Source organism: Streptomyces pathocidini, assembly GCF_001418495.1.
GTDB classification, from domain to species: Bacteria; Actinomycetota; Actinomycetes; order Streptomycetales; family Streptomycetaceae; genus Streptomyces; species Streptomyces pathocidini.
Genome location: NZ_LIQY01000138.1, coordinates 1 through 18,833, shown reverse-complemented (window position 1 = coordinate 18,833; position 18,833 = coordinate 1). Strand labels below are relative to the sequence as shown.

At 70.7% G+C, this 18,833-nt stretch carries 14 protein-coding genes; 12 read left to right on the top strand and 2 right to left on the bottom strand.

Annotated features, from left to right (window positions below):
* Positions 1-159 precede the first annotated feature (159 nt).
* From AOK16_RS08655 to AOK16_RS08645, 3 genes are all read left to right on the top strand, one after another.
* The gene (locus AOK16_RS08655) at positions 160-1,947 is read left to right on the top strand and encodes a glycerol-3-phosphate dehydrogenase/oxidase (protein ID WP_055471655.1); all 1,788 of its coding nucleotides are present in this window, start codon (positions 160-162) and stop codon (positions 1,945-1,947) included.
* 200 nt (positions 1,948-2,147) lie between these two features.
* Positions 2,148-2,603 carry a pyridoxamine 5'-phosphate oxidase family protein gene (locus tag AOK16_RS08650; protein ID WP_055471654.1) on the top strand — a complete coding sequence of 152 codons (456 nt, stop codon included), beginning with the start codon at positions 2,148-2,150 and terminating at the stop codon, positions 2,601-2,603.
* A 342-nt stretch (positions 2,604-2,945) separates the two neighbouring features.
* Positions 2,946-3,974 (top strand): polyprenyl synthetase family protein, encoded by a 1,029-nt coding sequence (locus AOK16_RS08645; protein WP_055471653.1) that lies wholly within the window; start codon positions 2,946-2,948, stop codon positions 3,972-3,974.
* Between the two features lie 324 nt (positions 3,975-4,298).
* Here the strand turns inward: AOK16_RS08645 and AOK16_RS08640 are convergent, their stop codons facing one another.
* Entirely contained in the window at positions 4,299-6,170 is a 1,872-nt protein-coding gene (locus tag AOK16_RS08640) for a glycoside hydrolase family 66 protein (protein WP_055471652.1), read from the bottom strand.
* Between the two features lie 277 nt (positions 6,171-6,447).
* On the opposite strand from AOK16_RS08640, the gene AOK16_RS08635 reads away from it, so the two are divergent.
* From AOK16_RS08635 to AOK16_RS08595, 9 genes are all read left to right on the top strand, one after another.
* On the top strand, positions 6,448-7,632 hold the full coding sequence (locus tag AOK16_RS08635) for an ROK family transcriptional regulator (protein ID WP_055471651.1): 1,185 nt from the start codon (positions 6,448-6,450) through the stop codon (positions 7,630-7,632).
* Between the two features lie 89 nt (positions 7,633-7,721).
* Entirely contained in the window at positions 7,722-9,323 is a 1,602-nt protein-coding gene (locus tag AOK16_RS08630) for an alpha-amylase family glycosyl hydrolase (RefSeq protein WP_055471650.1), read from the top strand.
* Between the two features lie 135 nt (positions 9,324-9,458).
* Positions 9,459-11,345 (top strand): carbohydrate-binding protein, encoded by a 1,887-nt coding sequence (locus AOK16_RS08625; RefSeq protein WP_055471649.1) that lies wholly within the window; start codon positions 9,459-9,461, stop codon positions 11,343-11,345.
* A gap of 44 nt (positions 11,346-11,389) precedes the next feature.
* Positions 11,390-12,694: an ABC transporter substrate-binding protein gene (locus AOK16_RS08620; RefSeq protein WP_055471648.1), complete on the top strand. Its 1,305-nt coding sequence runs from the start codon at positions 11,390-11,392 to the stop codon at positions 12,692-12,694.
* Positions 12,695-12,705: 11 nt separating this feature from the next.
* Positions 12,706-13,605, top strand: coding sequence for a carbohydrate ABC transporter permease (locus AOK16_RS08615; protein WP_240483456.1), 900 nt, complete (start codon positions 12,706-12,708; stop codon positions 13,603-13,605).
* The gene (locus tag AOK16_RS08610) at positions 13,602-14,453 is read left to right on the top strand and encodes a carbohydrate ABC transporter permease (RefSeq protein ID WP_055471647.1); all 852 of its coding nucleotides are present in this window, start codon (positions 13,602-13,604) and stop codon (positions 14,451-14,453) included. Before AOK16_RS08615 ends, AOK16_RS08610 begins: the two co-directional genes overlap by 4 nt.
* A 240-nt stretch (positions 14,454-14,693) precedes the next feature.
* Positions 14,694-16,031, top strand: coding sequence for a gluconate:H+ symporter (locus tag AOK16_RS08605; RefSeq protein WP_055471646.1), 1,338 nt, complete (start codon positions 14,694-14,696; stop codon positions 16,029-16,031).
* A gap of 95 nt (positions 16,032-16,126) precedes the next feature.
* Positions 16,127-17,476, top strand: a complete 1,350-nt coding sequence (locus tag AOK16_RS08600; protein ID WP_055471645.1) for an enolase C-terminal domain-like protein — start codon at positions 16,127-16,129, stop codon at positions 17,474-17,476.
* 482 nt (positions 17,477-17,958) lie between these two features.
* Positions 17,959-18,459, top strand: coding sequence for an SRPBCC family protein (locus tag AOK16_RS08595; protein WP_055471644.1), 501 nt, complete (start codon positions 17,959-17,961; stop codon positions 18,457-18,459).
* A 183-nt stretch (positions 18,460-18,642) separates the two neighbouring features.
* Here AOK16_RS08595 and AOK16_RS08590 read toward each other — a convergent pair.
* Positions 18,643-18,833, bottom strand: a 191-nt coding sequence (locus AOK16_RS08590) for a mycothiol transferase (protein WP_157859148.1), incomplete at its 5' end; no start/stop codon positions are given.

The window sequence follows — 18,833 nt, the reverse complement described above, 5'->3', positions numbered from 1 at the left end:
CTAGCTGCACGATCGTGCAGGGCCACCCGGCACGTCCCCGGGCAGCCCGGGGAAACGGCCTGCACGAAGGTGCACCGGCTTGCCCGCCGGGGGCTCGGCCCCGCAGCGTCGAGGCAGGAGGTCCGACCAGGAGGCCCGACCGACAACCTTGGAGCGATCATGAAGTCAGCCGCACTGTCCCGGGAAGCCCGCGCCGAGGCGCTGCGGGAAATGGCCGGGACGTCCGAGGACCACCCGCTCGACGTCCTCGTCATCGGCGGCGGCGTGGTCGGCGCCGGCACCGCGCTGGACGCCGCGACCCGCGGACTGCGGGTCGGCGTCGTCGAGGCCGGCGACTGGGCGAGCGGCACCTCCAGCCGCACCACGAAACTGATCCACGGCGGCCTGCGCTACCTGGAGATGTTCGACTTCCACCTCGTCGCCGAGGCGCTGCGCGACCGCGCCCTGCTGCTGAAGCACCTCGCCCCGCACCTGGTGAAGCCGATGCCGATCCTCTACCCGCTCACCCGGCGCGGCTGGGAGCGCCCGTACGTCACCGCGGGCCTCACCCTCTACGACAACATGGGCGGCTTCCGCGCCAAGACCCGCGGCCTCCCCCACCACCGCCAGCTCAGCCGGGCCAAGGCGCTCGAGGCGTTCCCCGGCCTCAACCCGGAAACCCTCACCGGTGCCGTGCAGTTCTGGGAGGGCAGCGTCGACGACGCGCGGCACACGATGACGCTCGTCCGTACCGCCGCGAGCCACGGCGCGCTGGCCGCCAACCGTACGAAGGCCGTCGGACTGCTGCGCGACGGCGAGCGGGTCACGGGCGCGACCGTCGAAGACCTGGAGACCGGGCGCCAGTTGGATGTCCGCGCTCGCGTCGTGATCAACGCGGCCGGGGTGTGGACCGAGGAGGTCGACGCCCTCGCGGGCGCGTCCGGTGTCGAGGTCCGCGCCTCGAAAGGCGTCCACATCCTCGTACCGCGCGAGAAGATCGAGGGCGACAAGGGGCTCATCACGCGGGCCGGCAAGAGCGTCCTGTTCATCATCCCGCGCGCCCGCCACTGGCAGATCGGCACCACCGACACCGACTGGACGCTGGACAAGGCGCACCCCGTCGCCTCCGCCGCGGACGTCGACTACCTCATCGAGCAGGTCAACCAGTGGGTGCGGACGCCGATCTCGCGGGACGACATCGTGTCCGTCTACGCGGGCCTGCGGCCCCTGGTCGCGGGAAAGTCGGCCGACACGGCGAAGCTCTCCCGCGACCACACGGTCCTGCACCCGCGGCCGGGGCTGGTCGCGGTGGCGGGCGGGAAGTACACGACGTACCGGGTGATGGCCGCGGACGCGGTGGACGAGGCCGCCAAGGACCTCGCCGCCGCCCCCGACCACATGCCGCCCGCGGGCGCCGTCCCGGCCTCGGCCGCCGACCGCACCCCACTCACCGGCGGCGTCCCCGCCTCGATCACCGACCGGACCCCGCTCGCGGGCGCCGAGGGATATGCCGCCCTGCTCAACCGAGTGCCTCTGCTGGCCGTGGAGTTGGGCGTGGACGAGGCCGAGGTGCGGCGCCTGCTCGGCCGCTACGGTGACCTGCTCCCCGAGCTCCGCGCGCTCATCGCCGAGGACCCGACCCTGGCCGAGCCGCTGCCGGGCGGCGCGGGCCACCTGCGCGCGGAGATCGTGTACGCGGCGACCCACGAGGGCGCCCTGCACCTCGACGACGTCCTGACCCGCCGCGCCCGCATCTCGATCGACGCCGACGACCGGGGCGTTGAGGCGGCGGAGCCCGCCGCCCGGCTCGTGGCGCCGGTGCTGGGCTGGGACGAGGACACGATCCGCGCCGAGGTCGACGCCTACCACGCGCGGGTGGCCGCCGAACTCCGCGCCCAGGAAGCCCCGGACGACCCCACGGCCGACCGCGCCCGCCGCACGGCGACGGACCTGATCCCCGCGCCGTGAGGCCTTGACGCGCGGGCCGTACAGAATCCGATGGCGGCCCAGAACCCCGTCCCCACGCCGTAAGGCCTGGCGCCCAGCCTCTGCCGACACGGCGGGGGTCGGGCGGGCACGGCGGAGGCCCGGCCGCACCGCGAGGGTCGGGCCGACACGGCGCTGAAGCCCCACCGGAGGTGTGCCGACCTCCGTGCGACCATCGACCCATGACAACGTGGCACGACTTCGAACAGGCGGCGCCGGACTTCGCAGGGCGCGTGCGGGCGCTGTTCGACGCCCACAAGCACAAGACGATCGCCACTTTGCGGGCCGACGGGTCGCCGCGGATCTCCGGGATCGAGACGGTCTTCGAGGGCGGCCAACTGGCCTTCGGCTCGATGCCGAACGCCCGCAAGGGCGCGGATCTCCGGCGCGACCCGCGGTTCGCCCTGCACAGCGCCACGGTGGACCCGGTCGAGGGCGCCGAGGCGCAGTGGCCGGGCGAGGCGAAGATCTCCGGCCGCGCGATCTCCGCCGGGCCCATCACCAACGGACCGGACGGCGAACTCTTCCACGCCGACATCGCCGAGGTCGTACACACCCGCCTCGACGACAAGGCCACGAAGCTCGTCATCGAATGGTGGACGCCCACGCACGGCCTGCGCAGGACCGAGCGGGAATAGCGCGTTCCACTGTGCCGGGGGCTGCCACTCCTCGAAGCCATGCGGATCCCAGAGGATGCCAGGGATGCGATAGGTCTGCCGGGCCGTGGGGCTCCATGCTGCCGCGACCCGGAATCCCTGCGCGCTGAGGCGCCGTCGATCTCGGTCAGCGGTCGATGGATCGTGCGGCGACCTAGGCGAGGCGTTCCGTGAACGCCTCGCCGGCGTCCAGGGTGATGGCCCGCGGTGCGACCATGCTCGTGACGATGACGTCGCAAGAAGTTGCGCGGCCGCGCAACAGTTTCAACACCTCTGTACGGCAAGGGCGTTCCGCCGGGAGGGGCGGCCCGGTGGACTGGGTGCATGACCAGCGCACCGGCACTCGTCCCCCGTCCGCTCGCCCGCGCCCGCCCCCTGGTGGAGCCCGCGCTCAGAGAGGCCGTGGACCGGCTGCACCCCTGGCTCGCCCGCATCGTCGGCTACTCCTTCGGCTGGTGCGCCGCCGACGGCTCCCCCTCGGCGACCCCCGGCGGCAAGGGCATCCGCTGCGCGCTCGCCCTGCTCGCCGCCGAGGCCGCCGGCGGGGCGGCGCGGGACGCGGTACCCGCCGCCGTGGCCGTGGAACTGGTGCACGGCTTCTCCCTAGTGCACGACGACATCATGGACGGCGACGAGCTGCGTCGGTCCCGCCCGACCGTGTGGAAGGCCTACGGCACCGGGCCCGCCGTCCTGGCCGGGGACGCGATGCTGACGGTGGCCATGGCCACCGCCGCCCGCACCGGGTCGCGGGCCGCCCTCGGTGAACTCGTCGGCGCCTTGGACTGGTTGGTGCGCGGCCAGGCCGAAGACCTGGCCTTCGAGTCCCGTGCCTTCACCGGGCCGGACGCGGTCACCGTGGAGGAGTACCTCGCCATGGCCAGCGGCAAGACAGGCGCCCTGCTCGGCTGCGCCGCCGCCATGGGCGCCGCCCTCGCCGGGGCGCGCGGCGAGGCTGTCACCGCCTACCGCGACTTCGGTCGGCACCTGGGAGTGGCCTTCCAGGCCATCGACGACGTCCTCAGCGTCTTCGGTGACCCGCATCGCACCGGCAAACCGGCCGGCGGCGACCTGACCAGCGGCAAGAAGACCCTCCCCGTGCTGGAGGCGCTGGCCGCCAGCACCCCGGCCTCCTCCCGCCTCGCCCGCCTCCTCCTCGAACGCCCGCTGGCCGAGGGGCAGTTGACCGAAGCCGCCCTCCTCATCGACCGGGCCGGAGGCCGCCGCCGTACCGAGGCCTGGGCCCACATCCACCACCAGCGCGCTCTGCACGCCCTGCATTCGGCAGCACCCCTGCCCTGCCCGAAGGCCGACCTGACCGAGGTGGCCGCCCACCTGCTGCACCGGACCGCGTAAGGAGCCCCATGGACGCCCGCACCATCGATGCCGAAATCAGGTTGTCCTCCGGCAGGCGCCGCCACGCCCCCGACCGCGCGGTGACACCGGATGGGGCCAGGCAGTCCCTCACAATCGGATTCCCAGGGCTCTCCGGACGTCGTGGAGGCTGACAGGCAATCGGCTTCAAGCGTGTTAGCGGTGGCGAGGGCGAGGGTGGCCAGGACCGCGACTTGACGGCAGAGGTTGAACCTGTCTGCTTCGGCAGGGCGGCGGGCCCGGAGAGCGCGTCGGACACAGCCCCCGGGTGGACCCCCACCTCCGCCGTGGTGGTCGGTTCGGCCGTCAGTCGACCCAGACCATGTCCCAGTAGTTCAGGCTGGGCAGGGTGAACTCGACGTAACTCCCCTTGTTGTCGCTGCCCTGGGTGAAGTCGAGCTGCCGCGCCCGGCCGCCGTCGACGTCCGGCGAGGCGAAGTTGACCTCACGGGGCTGCGCGCCCTGGTAGTAGTGCTTGACCTTCACGTCCTGCTGGGCGGTCGGCTTCGCGCGGGCGCCCTGCTTGTCGACCCAGTTGGTGTCGGTGTTGCCGAGCAGGTTGACGAAGTGCAGCACCTCGGTGCCGCCCTTGGTGCGGGCGAAGGTCCACACCGTGTCGCCCTTCCCGTCGGTGGACGTCGGGACGGACACCGACTCCGTACGGGACTCGGCCGGTTGGACGTCCTGGTCGCGCAGGAGGTTCTGGTAGGCGACGAGGAAGTCGTAGTAGTGGCCGATGCTCTCCTTGAGCTCGGCGCTCATGCTGAGCGTCGTGTTGGGGTAGTACTCGCTGCCCAGCATGTGCTCGACGTCGCCGAGCTCGTTGTGGACACCGCCCGAGGCAAAGATGACGGCGTTGGCCGTGAGCACGCCCGGGGTGTTGAACTCGCGCTTCGCCCCGTCGGACAGCGGTTTGTTGACGTAGGCGGCCAGCACGCTGTTCTTGTGGCCGCCGGCCGCCCAGTTGTGCTCGATGGTGTCCTGGAGCGACTTGTACGTCTGGTGCTTGCCCCACGACTCGTGGCCCCAGGTCTCGGCGTAGAGGTAGTCCAGCGAGGGGTTGGCGGCGACCTGGTCCTGCCCGTACTGGTCGACGGCGTTGAAGGTGACGCTCTTGCCCGTCTTCTCCGCGAAGGCGCTGAGGAACGAGGAGTAGCGGTCGGGGAGGTTGACCTCCTGGCCGTCGCAGGTGTAGCGGACACCGCGGTTGCCCAGCTGGTCGGCCTGGAAGCCGTCGAAGGGGTAGACCTTGTACGTGTCGTTCTCCTTGGCGGCGATGTAGTCCTGCCACTCGGGGTTGGCCGGGTCGAAGAGGTAGATGCGCTGGACGGGCCAGGACGAGGGCAGCGGGCCGTGGGAGTCCTGGTCGGTGCAGGTCTTGTCCTTGAAGAGGCCCCACTCCAGCTCGGCGCCGCTGCCGTCCTCGAGGTAGTCGTCGTCGGCGCCGAAGAGGAGGTTGTAGTCGAGGGCGCGGCCGTTGTTCTGGTGCACCTCGTCGATGAGGGCGCTCACCGTGGTGCGGAGCGTCTGCCGTCCGGCGAGGTCCTGCCACTCGGCGGCAGGCTCGGCCACGCTGCCGGCGAGCGGGACGTGGTGCTTCCAGTGCCAGTCGTAGAACTGGACGTCGGTGATGTGGTGGTCCTTCAGGTACTGGGCGACCGCCTTGGGGTCCACGTTCTGGTTGTACGCGGAGACGAATCCGTAGCGGACGAAGCGGCTCGGGTCGGAGGAGACGTCGACGGCCGAGTAGCCGGTGCCGACCGTCCGGCCGCGTACGTCGAGGAGGTCGACCTGGAGCAGATAGCCGGTGAAGTCCATTTTCGGTGGGCGCCAAGTGAACGTGCGCTCCCCGGACTTGCCCGCGGCGAGCGGCTGGACGGCGGTCGTCTGTCGTCCAGCCGTGTCGTCGAGGTGGCGCGCGGTGAGACGGAGGCGGTGGCCCAGGAGCGGGCGGCTCTGCTCGTTCGCGACGTTGACGGTGACCTTCACCGCCTTTCCCGGCGCGTAGCGGGCGGCGTCGGTGGTCACGGTGACGCGCGGCGCGTCGGCGGCCGCCACGGCGTCGGAGGACGGGCCGGCGAAGGGGGCTTGTGCGCCCTGGGCGGAGGGCGCGATGAGGCCGGCCAGGAAAAGCGCGGCCGTTCCGGCCAGGGTTATCGAGCGCGTACGACGGGTCATCAGTGACTCCTGATGGGAGGCGGCCCCGGCGGGCATCTCCCAGTCGGCTGCGGAGAGTTGATGGCCGGTAGGCTGGATCCCTTTCTTTCTTGTGTCAAGCAAGAAAACAACATCCGTTAGATGCTGCGTACAGAGTGAAGCTGCCCTCAACTCGCAGATAACGGTCGGGTAACGCTCCTATTTTTTTGCTTGACCCATGAAAATCACGGCGGACACACTCCCGTCATTCGCGGGCAACAGGCACCGCTCCAGATCGGTTCGGACGGAGGTACGGGAGATGACCCGGGCCAGGATCGCGGTGACAGATCTGATCCGCGAGCCGACCAGGGCGGAGATGTTCGCCCTCGTGCTCACGGCGGGACCCATCTCCCGTACGGGGCTCTCCCGGCGCATGAGGCTCGCCCCGTCGACGGTGACCCGGCTGCTGCCGCCGCTGCTGGAGCACGACTTCCTGCGCGAGACGGACGCGGCGCCGCGAGGCAGGGGCCGACCGCAGCGGATGCTGGAGGTCAACCCGGACCGGCACGTGGCCGTCGGCATCAAGATCGGCCCGGCGCAGGTGTCGGGCGTGATCACGAACATGGCGGCGCAGGTGCTCGCGCGGGCCGAACTGCCCATCCCCGACCCCCGTCCGGACACGGCCTTCGCTGCCGCGGCCGCCGTGACGCGGGACCTCCTCGCGGCCGTGCCGCACGGTGCCGAGCGGGCGCTGGGCGTCGGGGTGGGCGTCGGCGGGCACGTCGACTCCGCGAGCGGGGTCTGCCGCTACTCGGCGATCCTGGACTGGCAGAACGTGGATGTGGCGGGCCCGCTCGCAGCGGCCACGGGCATGCCGGTCACCGTCAACAACGACGTCAACACGCTGGCCGTCGCCGAGCACTGGTTCGGCGAGGGCCGGGACGTCGCCTCGTTCGCCGTGGTCACCGTGGGCCCGGGCATCGGCTGCGGGCTCGTCCTGAACGGCGAGCTCTTCGCGGGCAGCGGCGGGATCGCCGGGGAGCTCGGCCATCTGCCGCAGGATCCGGCCGGGCCGATGTGCGGCTGCGGGAGCCGCGGCTGCCTGGAGGCCCTCGCCTCCGACCGCGCCGTCCTCCGCCACATCCGCGACGCGGGACCGTTCGACTGCCCGACCATCGGCGAGGCCGTCCGGCTGGCCCGCCACGGGCCGACCGCTGCTCGGGCCGTCGCCCGCGCCGCGTTCGCCGAGGCCGGCACCGCCCTCGGGCGGGGGCTGGCGGGGCTGTGCAACCTGCTCAACCTCCAGAAGATCATCGTTGCGGGCGAAGGGGCCGCAGCGTACGACCTGTTCGGCCCGGCGATGCAGGACGCGCTGGCGGCGCACGCCTTCTCCGACGCCGCACGCGACTGCGCCCTCCACGTCGACCCCGTCCACCACGGCCTGTGGGCCCGCGGCGCGGCCAGCCTCGCCATCCGGCAGGCCGTCGACACCGCCGTTCGTTGAGCCCGTCCGTCCCCTTGAACCCCGTGACGCCCCGCCACCCATAAGCCTTCGGCTCCATGGAGTTCCCGAGCGAAAGGCCGTGCACCCTGATGACCTCAGACCGGGCCGTCCCCTCCTGGCTGACCGGCGCCGTTCTCTACCAGATCTATCCGCAGTCCTTCGCCGACTCCAACGGCGACGGGATCGGCGACTTCAACGGCATCACCGAGCGCCTCGACCACCTGGCCTGGCTGGGCGTCAACACCGTCTGGCTCAACCCCTGTTTCGCCTCCCCGTTCCGCGACGCGGGCTACGACATCTCCGACTACACAAGCGTCGCGCCCCGCTACGGCACCAACGACGACCTGGCGAAGCTCGTCGAAGCCGCAGGGGCGCGCGGTATCCGCGTACTCCTCGACCTCGTCGCCGGGCACACCTCCGACCAGCATCCCTGGTTCCGGGACTCCGCCGGCGACCCGTCCGACCACCGCTACATCTGGGCCGAGACGGAGGCCCGCCCGGAGGGGTTCGTCCGCTCCCCCGGCACCCGCCCCGGGTTCTACCTGCCGAACTTCTTCGACTCCCAGCCGGCGCTCAACTTCGGCTACGCCCGTACGGATCCAGCCGAGCCGTGGCGGCAGCCCGTGGACGCCGAGGGCCCCCGCGCCAACCGGGCTGCCCTGCGCGAGGTCATGGATCACTGGCTGGCCCTGGGCCTGTCCGGCTTCCGCGTCGACATGGCCGCCTCCCTCGTCAAGGACGACCCCGGGCACGTCGAGACCGCCAAGCTCTGGACCGAGCTGCGGAGTTGGCTCGACCGGGCGCACCCCAAGGCAGCGCTGCTCTCCGAGTGGGGCGACCCGGCCGTGGCCGTCCCGGCCGGTTTCCACGCCGACTTCTTCCTCCAGTTCGGCGGCCCCACCGTGGGCCGGCCGCTGCGCTCGCTGTGGAACAACCGGCACGGCATCGACAACGACGACTGGGACCCCGTCGACTGCTTCTTCGACGCCGAGGGCAAGGGCTCGCCGAAGCCCTTCCTGGACGCCTGGCGCGCCGCCATCGAGACCATCGGCGGCGCGGGGCTCATCTCCCTGCCCACCTCCAACCACGACTTCGCGCGCCTCAACTGCGGCCCGCGCGCACCCGAACAGCTCCCAGCCGCCTTCGCCTTCCACCTCACCTGGCCGACCCTGCCGGCCATCTACTACGGCGACGAGATCGGCATGCGCTACGTGCCGGACCTGCCCGACACCGAAGGCAGCGTGCTGGGCCCCCGCTACAACCGGGCCGGCTCCCGTACCCCCATGCAGTGGGACGCCAGGGCGAACGCCGGCTTCTCCACCGCCCCTGCCGACCGCCTCTACCTCCCGCTCGACCCGGCCCCGGACCGCCCCGACGTAGCCACGCAGAAGGCCGACGAAACCTCCCTGCTCCACCTGGTCCGCCGGCTGATCGCGCTGCGCACCGCCCACCCCGAACTCCTCGGCCCCGAAGGCTCGTTGGAGGTACTGAACGACGGCTGGCCCTTCGTCTACGTACGCGGTGGCCGCTACCTCGTCGTGGTCAACCCGCGCCGCGCGCCCGCCCGGCTGGCCATCGACCACCCGGGCCTGGCCGCGGCACGCCCCGTCGAGACCGAGGGGGTGCGGACGGCGGACGGCACGATCTCCGCCGACGGCTTCGGCTACGCGGTCCTCGACCTCGCCGGCTAGCTCCGGCGACCGCCACTCCCCGGGCCCGGTTGACTCCGACCCCGCCGCCGGGCCCGGGGGTCCAGCACCACCCACGTACACGGCGGGACTCGCCACCACCGCGCGGAACGCGCGGTGGACTCGAAGGAGGCACAGATGGAGATATCAAAGGCGATATCCCGGCGGCTCCTGCTGCGCGGCACCGGCGCGGCGGCTCTGGGCGGCCCGCTGGTGGCGCGACAGGACGGACCGGCCGAGCCATCGGGTCTCGTCCCGGCGGCCGCGGCACTGCCGGTGACCAGCCGCAACAGCGTCTACACCCGCTCCGGCGCGGGCCCGCTCTACTGGAACATCTACGGGTGGTCGTTCCCGCACAACGCCCCGATCCCCGAGGCGGAGTGGAAGGCCAACGTCGACTGGCTGGCCTCGGACCTCGCCCCGCACGGCTACGGGATGGCCTGCACCGACGGCTGGGGCGCCTGCACCCGGTTCACCCCGAACGGCTACCGGACGACCTTCGACGACGAGTGGCAGCACGACTGGGCCTGGTGGCTCGACTACCTCGGCGACCGGGGCATGACCCTCGGCATTTACCACAACCCGCTCTGGGTCCACAAGAACGTGGTCGCCGACCCCTCGTACACCGTGGTGGGCCGCCCGGACATCAAGGTCAAGGACATCACCGTCCCAGGCGACATCTTCGGCGTGGGCGTCGGATTCTCCGACCAGTACTGGGTGGACGTGACGAAGCCGGGCGCCAAGGAGTTCATCCAGGGGTACGTCAACTACTTCAAGAACCTCGGCGTCCCCTACCTGCGGATCGACTTCCTCTCCTGGTACGAGACCGGGACGGACGCCGGCTTGGGCAACGTGGGCGTCGCCCACGGCAGCGCCGCCTACGAGACCGCGCTGCGGTGGATGCACGAGGCCGCCGGCGACGGCATCGAGCTGTCGCTCGTCATGCCGCACAACCTGAACGACGCAAGGAACGAACTCAAGTACGGCGACATGGTGCGCATCAACGCCGACGCCGACAAGGGAGGTTGGACGCGGTTGAGCGGCGGCCGCCAGAGCTGGCAGAGCGTCTGGCCGAACTGGCACAACCCGTTCTGCGGATTCACCGGCTGGGCCCACCGCTCCGGCCGCGGGCAGCTCATCCTCGACGGCGACTTCCTCATGCTCTCCACGTTCGCCAACGACACCGAGCGCCGCACCGCCATCAGCCTGATGACCATCGCCGGCTCCCCGATCTGCGTCTCCGACCTGCACTCCGACATCGGCGGGAACGCCGCGTTCTACACCAACACCGAGGTCCTCGCCCTGCACAACCAGGGCCTGGTCGGCAAGCCGGTCTTCCACAGCGCCAACCCGTACTCCACTGACCCCGCCAGCCGCGACACCGAGCGCTGGGCGGGCCAGCTCCCCGACGGCTCGTGGGCGGTGGCCCTGTTCAACCGCAACGACAGCTCCACGGTCACGAAGAGCATCGACTTCGCGGGCCTGCTGGGCATCTCCGGGGCGGCCGCCGTACGCGACCTGTGGACCGGCACCGACCTGGGCAGCATGACCTCCTTCACCGCCCAACTCGCCCCGCACGCCTCGCGGTTGGTCAAGGTCACCCCGCAGGCCGCCACCAAGCGCTACCACGCCGCCTTCGCCGCCTGGGGTGGCGGCGCCCACTTCAACAACAACCACTCGGGCTACACGGGCATGGGCTTCGTCGACAAGCTCGAAGCGGCCAGCGAGGGTCCCACCGTCACCTTCGCCGTCAAGGCCCCGGCCGCCGGCACGTACGCCATCTCCTACCGGTACGCCAACGCCACCAGCGGCACCAGCACCATGACGGTCACCTCCCAGAAGGAGGACCACAGCACCGTGCACGCCCCGTTCCAGGTCTCCTTCCCTCAGCTCACCGACTGGGGCACCTGGGGGACGGTCACCGGCACCATCCGGCTCGCCGCCGGCACCAACCTCGTCACCCTCGGCCGCGCCCCCGGCGACACCGGGGCGATCAACCTCAACTACGTCGAACTCGGCGTCTGACGCACGCCGACCATCCCGCACACCGACCCACGTGGAGCCGCACCATGTCAGACCACCGCATCCGCAGGCCGCGTACCGCCTTGCTGGCCGCCACCGCTCTCGCCCTGCTCGCGCCGCTGACCGCCTGCGGCGGCTCCGGCGGGGCCGAGGACGGCAAGACGCTGCGCCTGTGGCACTACGAGGACAAGGACGGCGCCCTCGGCAAGGCCTGGGCTGCCGCCATAGCCGAGTTCAAGAAGACCCACCCCGGGGTGAAGGTCGTCTTCGAGCAGAAGACCTTCGAGCAGATCCAGCAGAACGCGGGGATGATCCTCAACTCCGACAAGGCGCCCGACGTCCTGGAGTACAACAAGGGCAACGCCACCACCGGGCTGCTCGCCAAGCAAGGCCTGCTCACCGACCTGACCGCCGTCGCCGAGCAGCGCGGCTGGAGCGGGAAGATCAGCGAGAGCGCCTCCGTCACCGCCCGCTACGACGCCAAGGGCCAGATGGGCGGCGAGAAGTGGTACGGGATCCCCAACTACGGCGAGTTCGTCCTCGCGTACTACAACGACGACCTGTTCAAGGAGTACGGCGTCGACAAGCCCACCAACCTCGCGAGCTTCGAGGCCGCCCTGGCGAAGTTCAAGAAGGCGGGCATCACGCCGCTGGCCAACGCCGGCAACGACCACCCCGCCTCGCACTGGCTTTACCTGCTGGCCCTGGCCAAGGCCGACCAGAAGTGGGTCGACGACTACCAGCTGTACGAGGGCAAGGTCGACTTCAACGGTCCCGAGTGGACCTTCGCGGTCGACACCTACAAGAAGTGGCTGGCCAAGGGCTACTTCGAACAGAAGGACGTCGGCCTCAAGGGCACCGACATGACCGAACAGTTCGTCTCGCAGAAGCGGCCCATCATGGTCGGCGGCAACTGGTGGTTCGGCGGACTGACCACGGACATCAAGGACTTCGCCTGGTCCGCCGCCCCCTACCCGGGCAGTGCGAAGACCCTCGGCTCCGGCGGCAACCAGTGGGTCGTCCCGACCCGGGCCAAGAACAAGAAGCTGGCCGAGGACTTCATCGACATCACCATGTCGCCGAAGATCCAGCGGCTGATCGGCGAGGAGGGCAACGTTCCGCTGGCGGCCAAGCCGGAGGAGATCAAGAATCCCAGGTCCCGGCAGCTCATCGACGCCTTCGCGCGGTACCAGGGCAGCAACGGGCTGGCTTTCTACCCGGACTGGCCGGTGCCCGGCTACTACGACACGTTCGTCTCGGCCACCCAGAACCTGATGAACGGCGCCAAGCCCAAGGCCGTACTCACCGAACTCGAGGCGCCGTACACCAAGTTCCTCGCTACGCGGCGCTGAGGGAGCCTTTCGTGAAAACCATTCACCAGCCGCCCGCCCGGGGGCGGGGCTACGCCGTCTTCCTCCTGCCGGGTCTGCTGCTGAGCCTGCTCTTCCTCGCCGTACCGCTGGTGATGACCTTCTTCTACAGCCTCACCCAGTGGCAGGGCATCGGCAGCCCCCTCTTCATCGGCCCGGACAACTACACCCGCCTGCTCGGCGACGCCGACTTCTGGGCCTCCTTCCGCAACATCGCCTTCGTCATCCTCGGCATGGCCGTCGTACCCACGCTGCTCGGACTGTTCCTGGCGGCCCTGCTGTTCGACTACATCGGCAAGAAGCACGGCGACGGCGTAGTCGCCCTCCTACGCTCCGGCCTCTACCTGCCCCAGGTCATCCCGGTCGCCGTCACCGGCCTGATGTGGGGCTGGATCCTCGCCCCCGAGGGCGCCCTCAACAGCCTCCTCGACAAGGCGGGCCTGAAGTCCCTGGCCCACAACTGGCTCGGCGACCCCGACCTCGCCCTGTGGACCGTCCTCGGCGTGCTGGTCTGGATCCAACTCGGCTACCCGCTTGTCCTGTTCATCTCCGGGCTCCAGCGCATCGACCCCGAGCTGTACGAGGCGGCGAGTCTGGACGGCGCCTCCTGGTGGAAGCGGTTCACCCGCGTCACCGTGCCGATCCTGCGCCCCGAGGTGTACGTCGTCCTGGTCACCACGACCATCGCCGGGCTGAAGGTCTTCGCCCAGATCTTCGTGCTGACGGGCGGCGGGCCCGGCAACTCCACACTGGTCCCGGCCTACTTCGCGTACCAGAACTTCTTCGAGCGCGCCGACGTCGGCTACGGCTCGGCGATCTCCAGCACGATCACCCTGCTGGTGCTGCTCGTCGCCGGCTCGTTCCTGACCCGCCAGGCCCGGGAGGAGATATGAGCACCCGCGCCAAGGCCACGGCTTCGCGCCGCGGCCCCGGCTCGTACGCCGTCGTCGCTGCGGTCACCGTCCTCACGCTGGCCTTCCTCGCACCCTTCCTGGTCATCCTGCTCAACTCCTTCAAGACCAGCGCCGACTACCGCGCCCACGGCTCGCTCTCCTGGCCCGCCTCCTGGAACTGGGACGTCCTCGGGGACGTCTGGCAGCGCGTCGACTTCACCCAGAAGCTCGTCAACAGCGTCGAGACGAGCCTGGGTGTCGTCCTGATCGCCGTCGTCCTGGCGCTCTTCAACGCCTACGCGCTCGGCATCGGCCGCGTCCGGTGGCGTACGGCCTTCCTCGTCTTCTTCCTGGGCGTCAACGTCGTGCCGCAGGAGGGGCTGGTCTACCCGATCTACTATCTGTTCAAGGAGCTAGGGCTGTACGACGGCAAGTTGGGCTACACGATCCTCGTCGGCATCACGTACAGCGCCTTCGGCACCTATCTGCTCTCCTCGGTCTTCAGCGGCTTCCCCCGCGAGCTGATCGAGGCCGCTTCGATGGACGGGGCCGGGCGGTGGACGATCCTGTGGCGCATCGTCCTCCCGATGAGCTGGCCCACCCTGTCCGTGATGTGCGTGCTGTTCTTCGTCTGGAGCTGGAACGAGTTCCTCTACCCGCTCGTTCTGCTGATCTCCAACGAGAACCAGACCGTGCCGCTCGGCCTGTCCGTCATGCAGGGGCAGTACACCAGCGACCCCACCGCCCTGAGCGCCGCCGCCCTCCTCGGCGTCATCCCGATGATCGTCTTCTTTATCCTCTTCCAGCGCTCTCTGACGCGGGGGGTGACAGCGGGCGCGGTGAAATAACCGCGCCGGGCCCGCCGACTCGGCATGCCATAACCCCTGTCCGACATCGACCAGTTGACGGTGACGCCCGGGAGCCCCTCGCACATTCGCGGTCGCACACCCATTGACCGACCCCGTTCATCAACCTAACCTCCGTTCTCATACATGGACGCCGTCCGGGTATCCGGACGGGTAGCCGGGCTGCATGCGCAAATCCCCGCATCACCGGCCGTCCGCCCAGGGTTCGAAGGAGAACTGACGTTGCCTCTGCTCGTCGTCGGCATCAGTGTCATGGTGCTGCTCTTGCTCATGACCAGGCTGAGGCTCAACGGCTTCGCGGCCCTACTGCTCGTCGCGGTCTCGGTCGCCCTGGTCCAGGGCATTCCGGTGGCCGAGATCCCGGAGGTCCTCTCCACAGGCATCGGGGACCAGATCGGTGACACGATGCTGACCATCGGGCTCGGCGCCATGGTCGGCCGCGTCATGGGCGACTCCGGCGCCGCCCAGCGAATAGCCGACCGGCTCCTCGCCCGCTTCGGTCCGCGGTGGGTGCAGATCGCCATGGTCGTGGCGGCCATACTCATCGGCGTGACCATGTTCTACGAGGTCGCCTTCGTCATCATCGTGCCGATCGCGTTCACCCTCGTCCGGGTCACCGGGGCGAACCTGCTCTGGGTCGGGCTGCCGATGTCGATCGCCCTGTCCACCATGCACAGCTTCCTGCCCCCGCACCCGGGCCCCACCGCCGTGGCCGCGACGTTCCACGCCTCGGTCGGACTGACGCTCTTCTACGGTCTGTTCATCGCCGTCCCGGCCGGCGCGCTCATCGCCCTGCTGTGGCCGCGACTCCCCTTCGTCCGCCGGATGGACCCCGCCCTGCCCAAGGGCCTGGTGAGCGACCGCGTCTTCAGCGAAGCGGAAATGCCGGGCATGGCCTGGTCGTTGTCCGTGGCGCTCTTCCCCGTGGTGCTGATCGCCGGGGCCGCCGTCGTCGAACTGGCGGTCTCCGGCGAGAGCCCGCTCCTGCACTTCGTCGCCTTCGTCGGCTCGGCGCCGATCGCGCTGCTGCTGACCCTGCTCCTGGCGATGTGGGCCTTCGGACCGCGAATCGGGCGCAGCCTGGCCGAGGTCGCCGAGTCCTGCCGCTCGGCCGCCCAGGCCATGGCGATGATCCTGCTGGTCATCAGCGCCGGCGGCGCCTTCAAGCAGGTCCTCATCGACGGCGGCATCTCCGACTACATCAAGGACCTGACCGACGGCTGGTCCATCTCGCCGATCGTTCTGGCCTGGCTGATCGCGGCCATCCTCCGCATCGCCCTGGGTTCTGCCACGGTCGCGGTCGTCACGGCCTCGGGCGTCGTGCTGCCCCTGCTCGCAGGGAGCGGGGTCCACCCGGAGATCCTGGTGCTCGCCGTCTCCTGCGGCTCGATCGCCTTCTCCCACGTCAACGACCCCGGCTTCTGGATGTTCAAGGAGTACTTCAACCTCTCCGTCATCGACGCGATCAAGGCCCGCACCACCTACACGACCACCCTCGCGGTCCTGGGCCTGGGCGGCGTCCTGGCGATCGAGTCGGTCCTCGACGCCCTCAACCTGTGAAGTCTCCGGCAGTCTCTGAAGTCTCCGACCGGCCGGCCTGTGACCGCCCCCGGAACCCCGGCCTCTGAACCGCCCCGGCACCCGAAGGACTCCCGATGACCCACCGATCCACCCGCACCACCCAGCCGACCGTCACCGGCTTCTCCGTCTACCCGGTCGCCGGCCGGGACTGCATGGAGTTGAACCTCTCCGGCGCCCACGGCCCGTACTTCACCCGCAACGTCGTCGTCCTCACCGACTCCGAGGGGCGGACCGGACTCGGGGAGGTGCCGGGCGGGGAGGGCATCACGCGGACGCTGCGGGACGCCGAGTCCCTCGTGGTCGGCGCGAAGGTGGGCGACTACCAGCGCGTCCTGCGCGAGATCGGGGACCGGTTCGGCGACCGCGACGCCGGAGGGCGCGGCGAGCAGACCTTCGACCTGCGCACCACCGTCCACGCCGTCACCGCCGTCGAGTCGGCCCTGCTCGACCTCCTCGGGCAGCACCTCGACGTGCCCGTCGCGGCCCTGCTGGGCGACGGCCAGCAGCGCGACGCCGTACGGGTCCTGGGCTACCTCTTCTACGTCGGCGACCCCGACCGCACCGACCTGGAGTACGCCCGCGAACCCGAGGCGGACGCGGAGTGGTACCGGATCCGGCACGAGGAGGCCCTCTCCCCCGAGGCGATCGTCCGCCAGGCCGAGGCGACCTACGACCTGTACGGCTTCCGCGACTTCAAGCTCAAGGGCGGTGTCCTGGAGGGCAGCGAGGAGGTCAAGGCCGTACGGGCCCTCAAGGACCGCTTCCCGGACGCCCGCGTCACCCTCGACCCCAACGGCGCGTGGTCGCTGCGCGAGGCGGTCGAGCTGTGCCGGCCCCTGGTCGGCACGCTCGCCTACGCCGAGGACCCCTGCGGAGCCGAGGGCGGCTACTCCGGACGCGAGGTCCTGGCCGAGTTCCGGCGTGCGACGGGCCTCCCGACGGCGACCAACATGATCGCCACCGACTGGCGGCAGCTGGCCCACGCCCTGGCCCTCCAGTCGGTCTCCATCCCCCTGGCCGACCCGCACTTCTGGACCATGCGGGGCTCGGTGCGCGTGGCGCAGCTGTGCAACGCGATGGGGCTGACGTGGGGCTGCCACTCCAACAACCACTTCGACATCTCGCTCGCCATGGTCGTCCACTGCGGAGCCGCGGCCCCGGGCGAGTACAACGCCCTGGACACGCACTGGATCTGGCAGGAAGGCCTGGAACGGCTCACCACCGAACCGCCGCGCATCGCCGGCGGCGAGATCGCGGTCCCCGAGGCGCCCGGCCTGGGCGTCACGCTCGACATGGACCGCCTGCTCGCCGCCCACGAGCTGTACCAGCGGAAGGCGCTGGGCGCCCGCGACGACAGCGCGGGCATGCAATTCCTCGCCCCCGGCTGGCAGTTCGACCCCAAACGCCCCTGCCTCGTGCGCTGACGTGCGGGGTGCGCGGGTGCACGTACGGGAACGGGGCCCCACCTGCCCCCGGCTGCTGACCGGGGGCAGGTGGGGTGGACGTGCGCAGCCGTGCGGAGTGATGTCCGTCCCCGCGCCGGAGATCCGCGCTGCCGCGGCAGTTGAGCATCGCGTCCCACTCCGGCGGGGGTGAGGGTGAGGCGGAAGACGGTACGAGGCCGGGGTCGGCATCGGTCCGGGCCGATCGTTGTCTGGCGGGCGCCATCGGTGGCACTCGTTCGTCCTCTCTCGGCCGGGCCGGTCACCGCATGGCGTCGGGCCGGTTCGACGCGCACCGGGCAGACTGGGCTCGGAGCCTGGGCGGACGCCGATCGCGGAACGTCGAGGACCGACGCCTACACGCCGACACCGGCGCCGGCAGGCGCGGCCGGAGTCCGGCCGAGTCCCGTCGGCGCCGGGCACTCACCGCGCACGCACCGCGTACCACCCCGAGAGGACATGGCATGACCCCGGAGCCCACTGGGCAGCTCGCACCCACGCCGGTGGGGCACGACCTGATCATCAGCCGCACCTACCGCGCCTCCGTCGACGACGTCTGGGCGAGTGTCACCGAGTCGGAGCGCACCGCCCTCTGGTTCGGGCCGTGGCGCGGCGAAGGGGCGCCCGGTCGCACCGTCGAGGTGCAGATGGCGTTCGAGGAGGCGGCGTCGGCGCCCTGGATCCCGATCACGATCGATGCCTGCGAACCGCCGCGCCGGCTCGCCGTCTCCACGGAGGACGAGGTGGGCGCCTGGTCGCTGGAGCTGCTGCTGGCCGAGACCGGCGGCGCCACCGAGCTCCGGCTGGTCCACCACCTCACGTCCACGGAGCACATCGGCTCGATCGGCCCGGGCTGGGAGTACTACCTGGACATGCTCACCGCCGCCCGCACCGGCGGGCCGCGGCCGGACTTCGAGGACTACTACCCGGCGCAGCAGGCGTACTTCGAGTCCCTGGCGGCCTGAGGTCGCCTGAGGCACCCCGGCCTGAGTCGGCCTGAGGCCCGCCCGAGGCGCCTCGGCCCGAGCCGGCCTGAGGCCCCGGTCAGCGCATCCGGTCGCGCACGCGACCCACCGCGTGCCGTCCTGACCGGAGGCTCGGGTGGCGCGGATTCCGCCCGGCGGCGCGGATTCGGCCCCCGCCCATCGTCACTGCCCCACCCTCCCGTCGACGCACTCGCGCAGCAGGTCCGCGTGGCCGCGGTGGCGGGCGTACTCCTCGATACGGTGGACCAGCAGCTCGCGGAGCGAGGTCCCGTCCTTGCCCAGACGCTCACCGAGGTCCGAGTGCGCGGCCAACGCCGCGTCAGTAGTGGCCTGTTCGCGCGCCAGATCGGCGT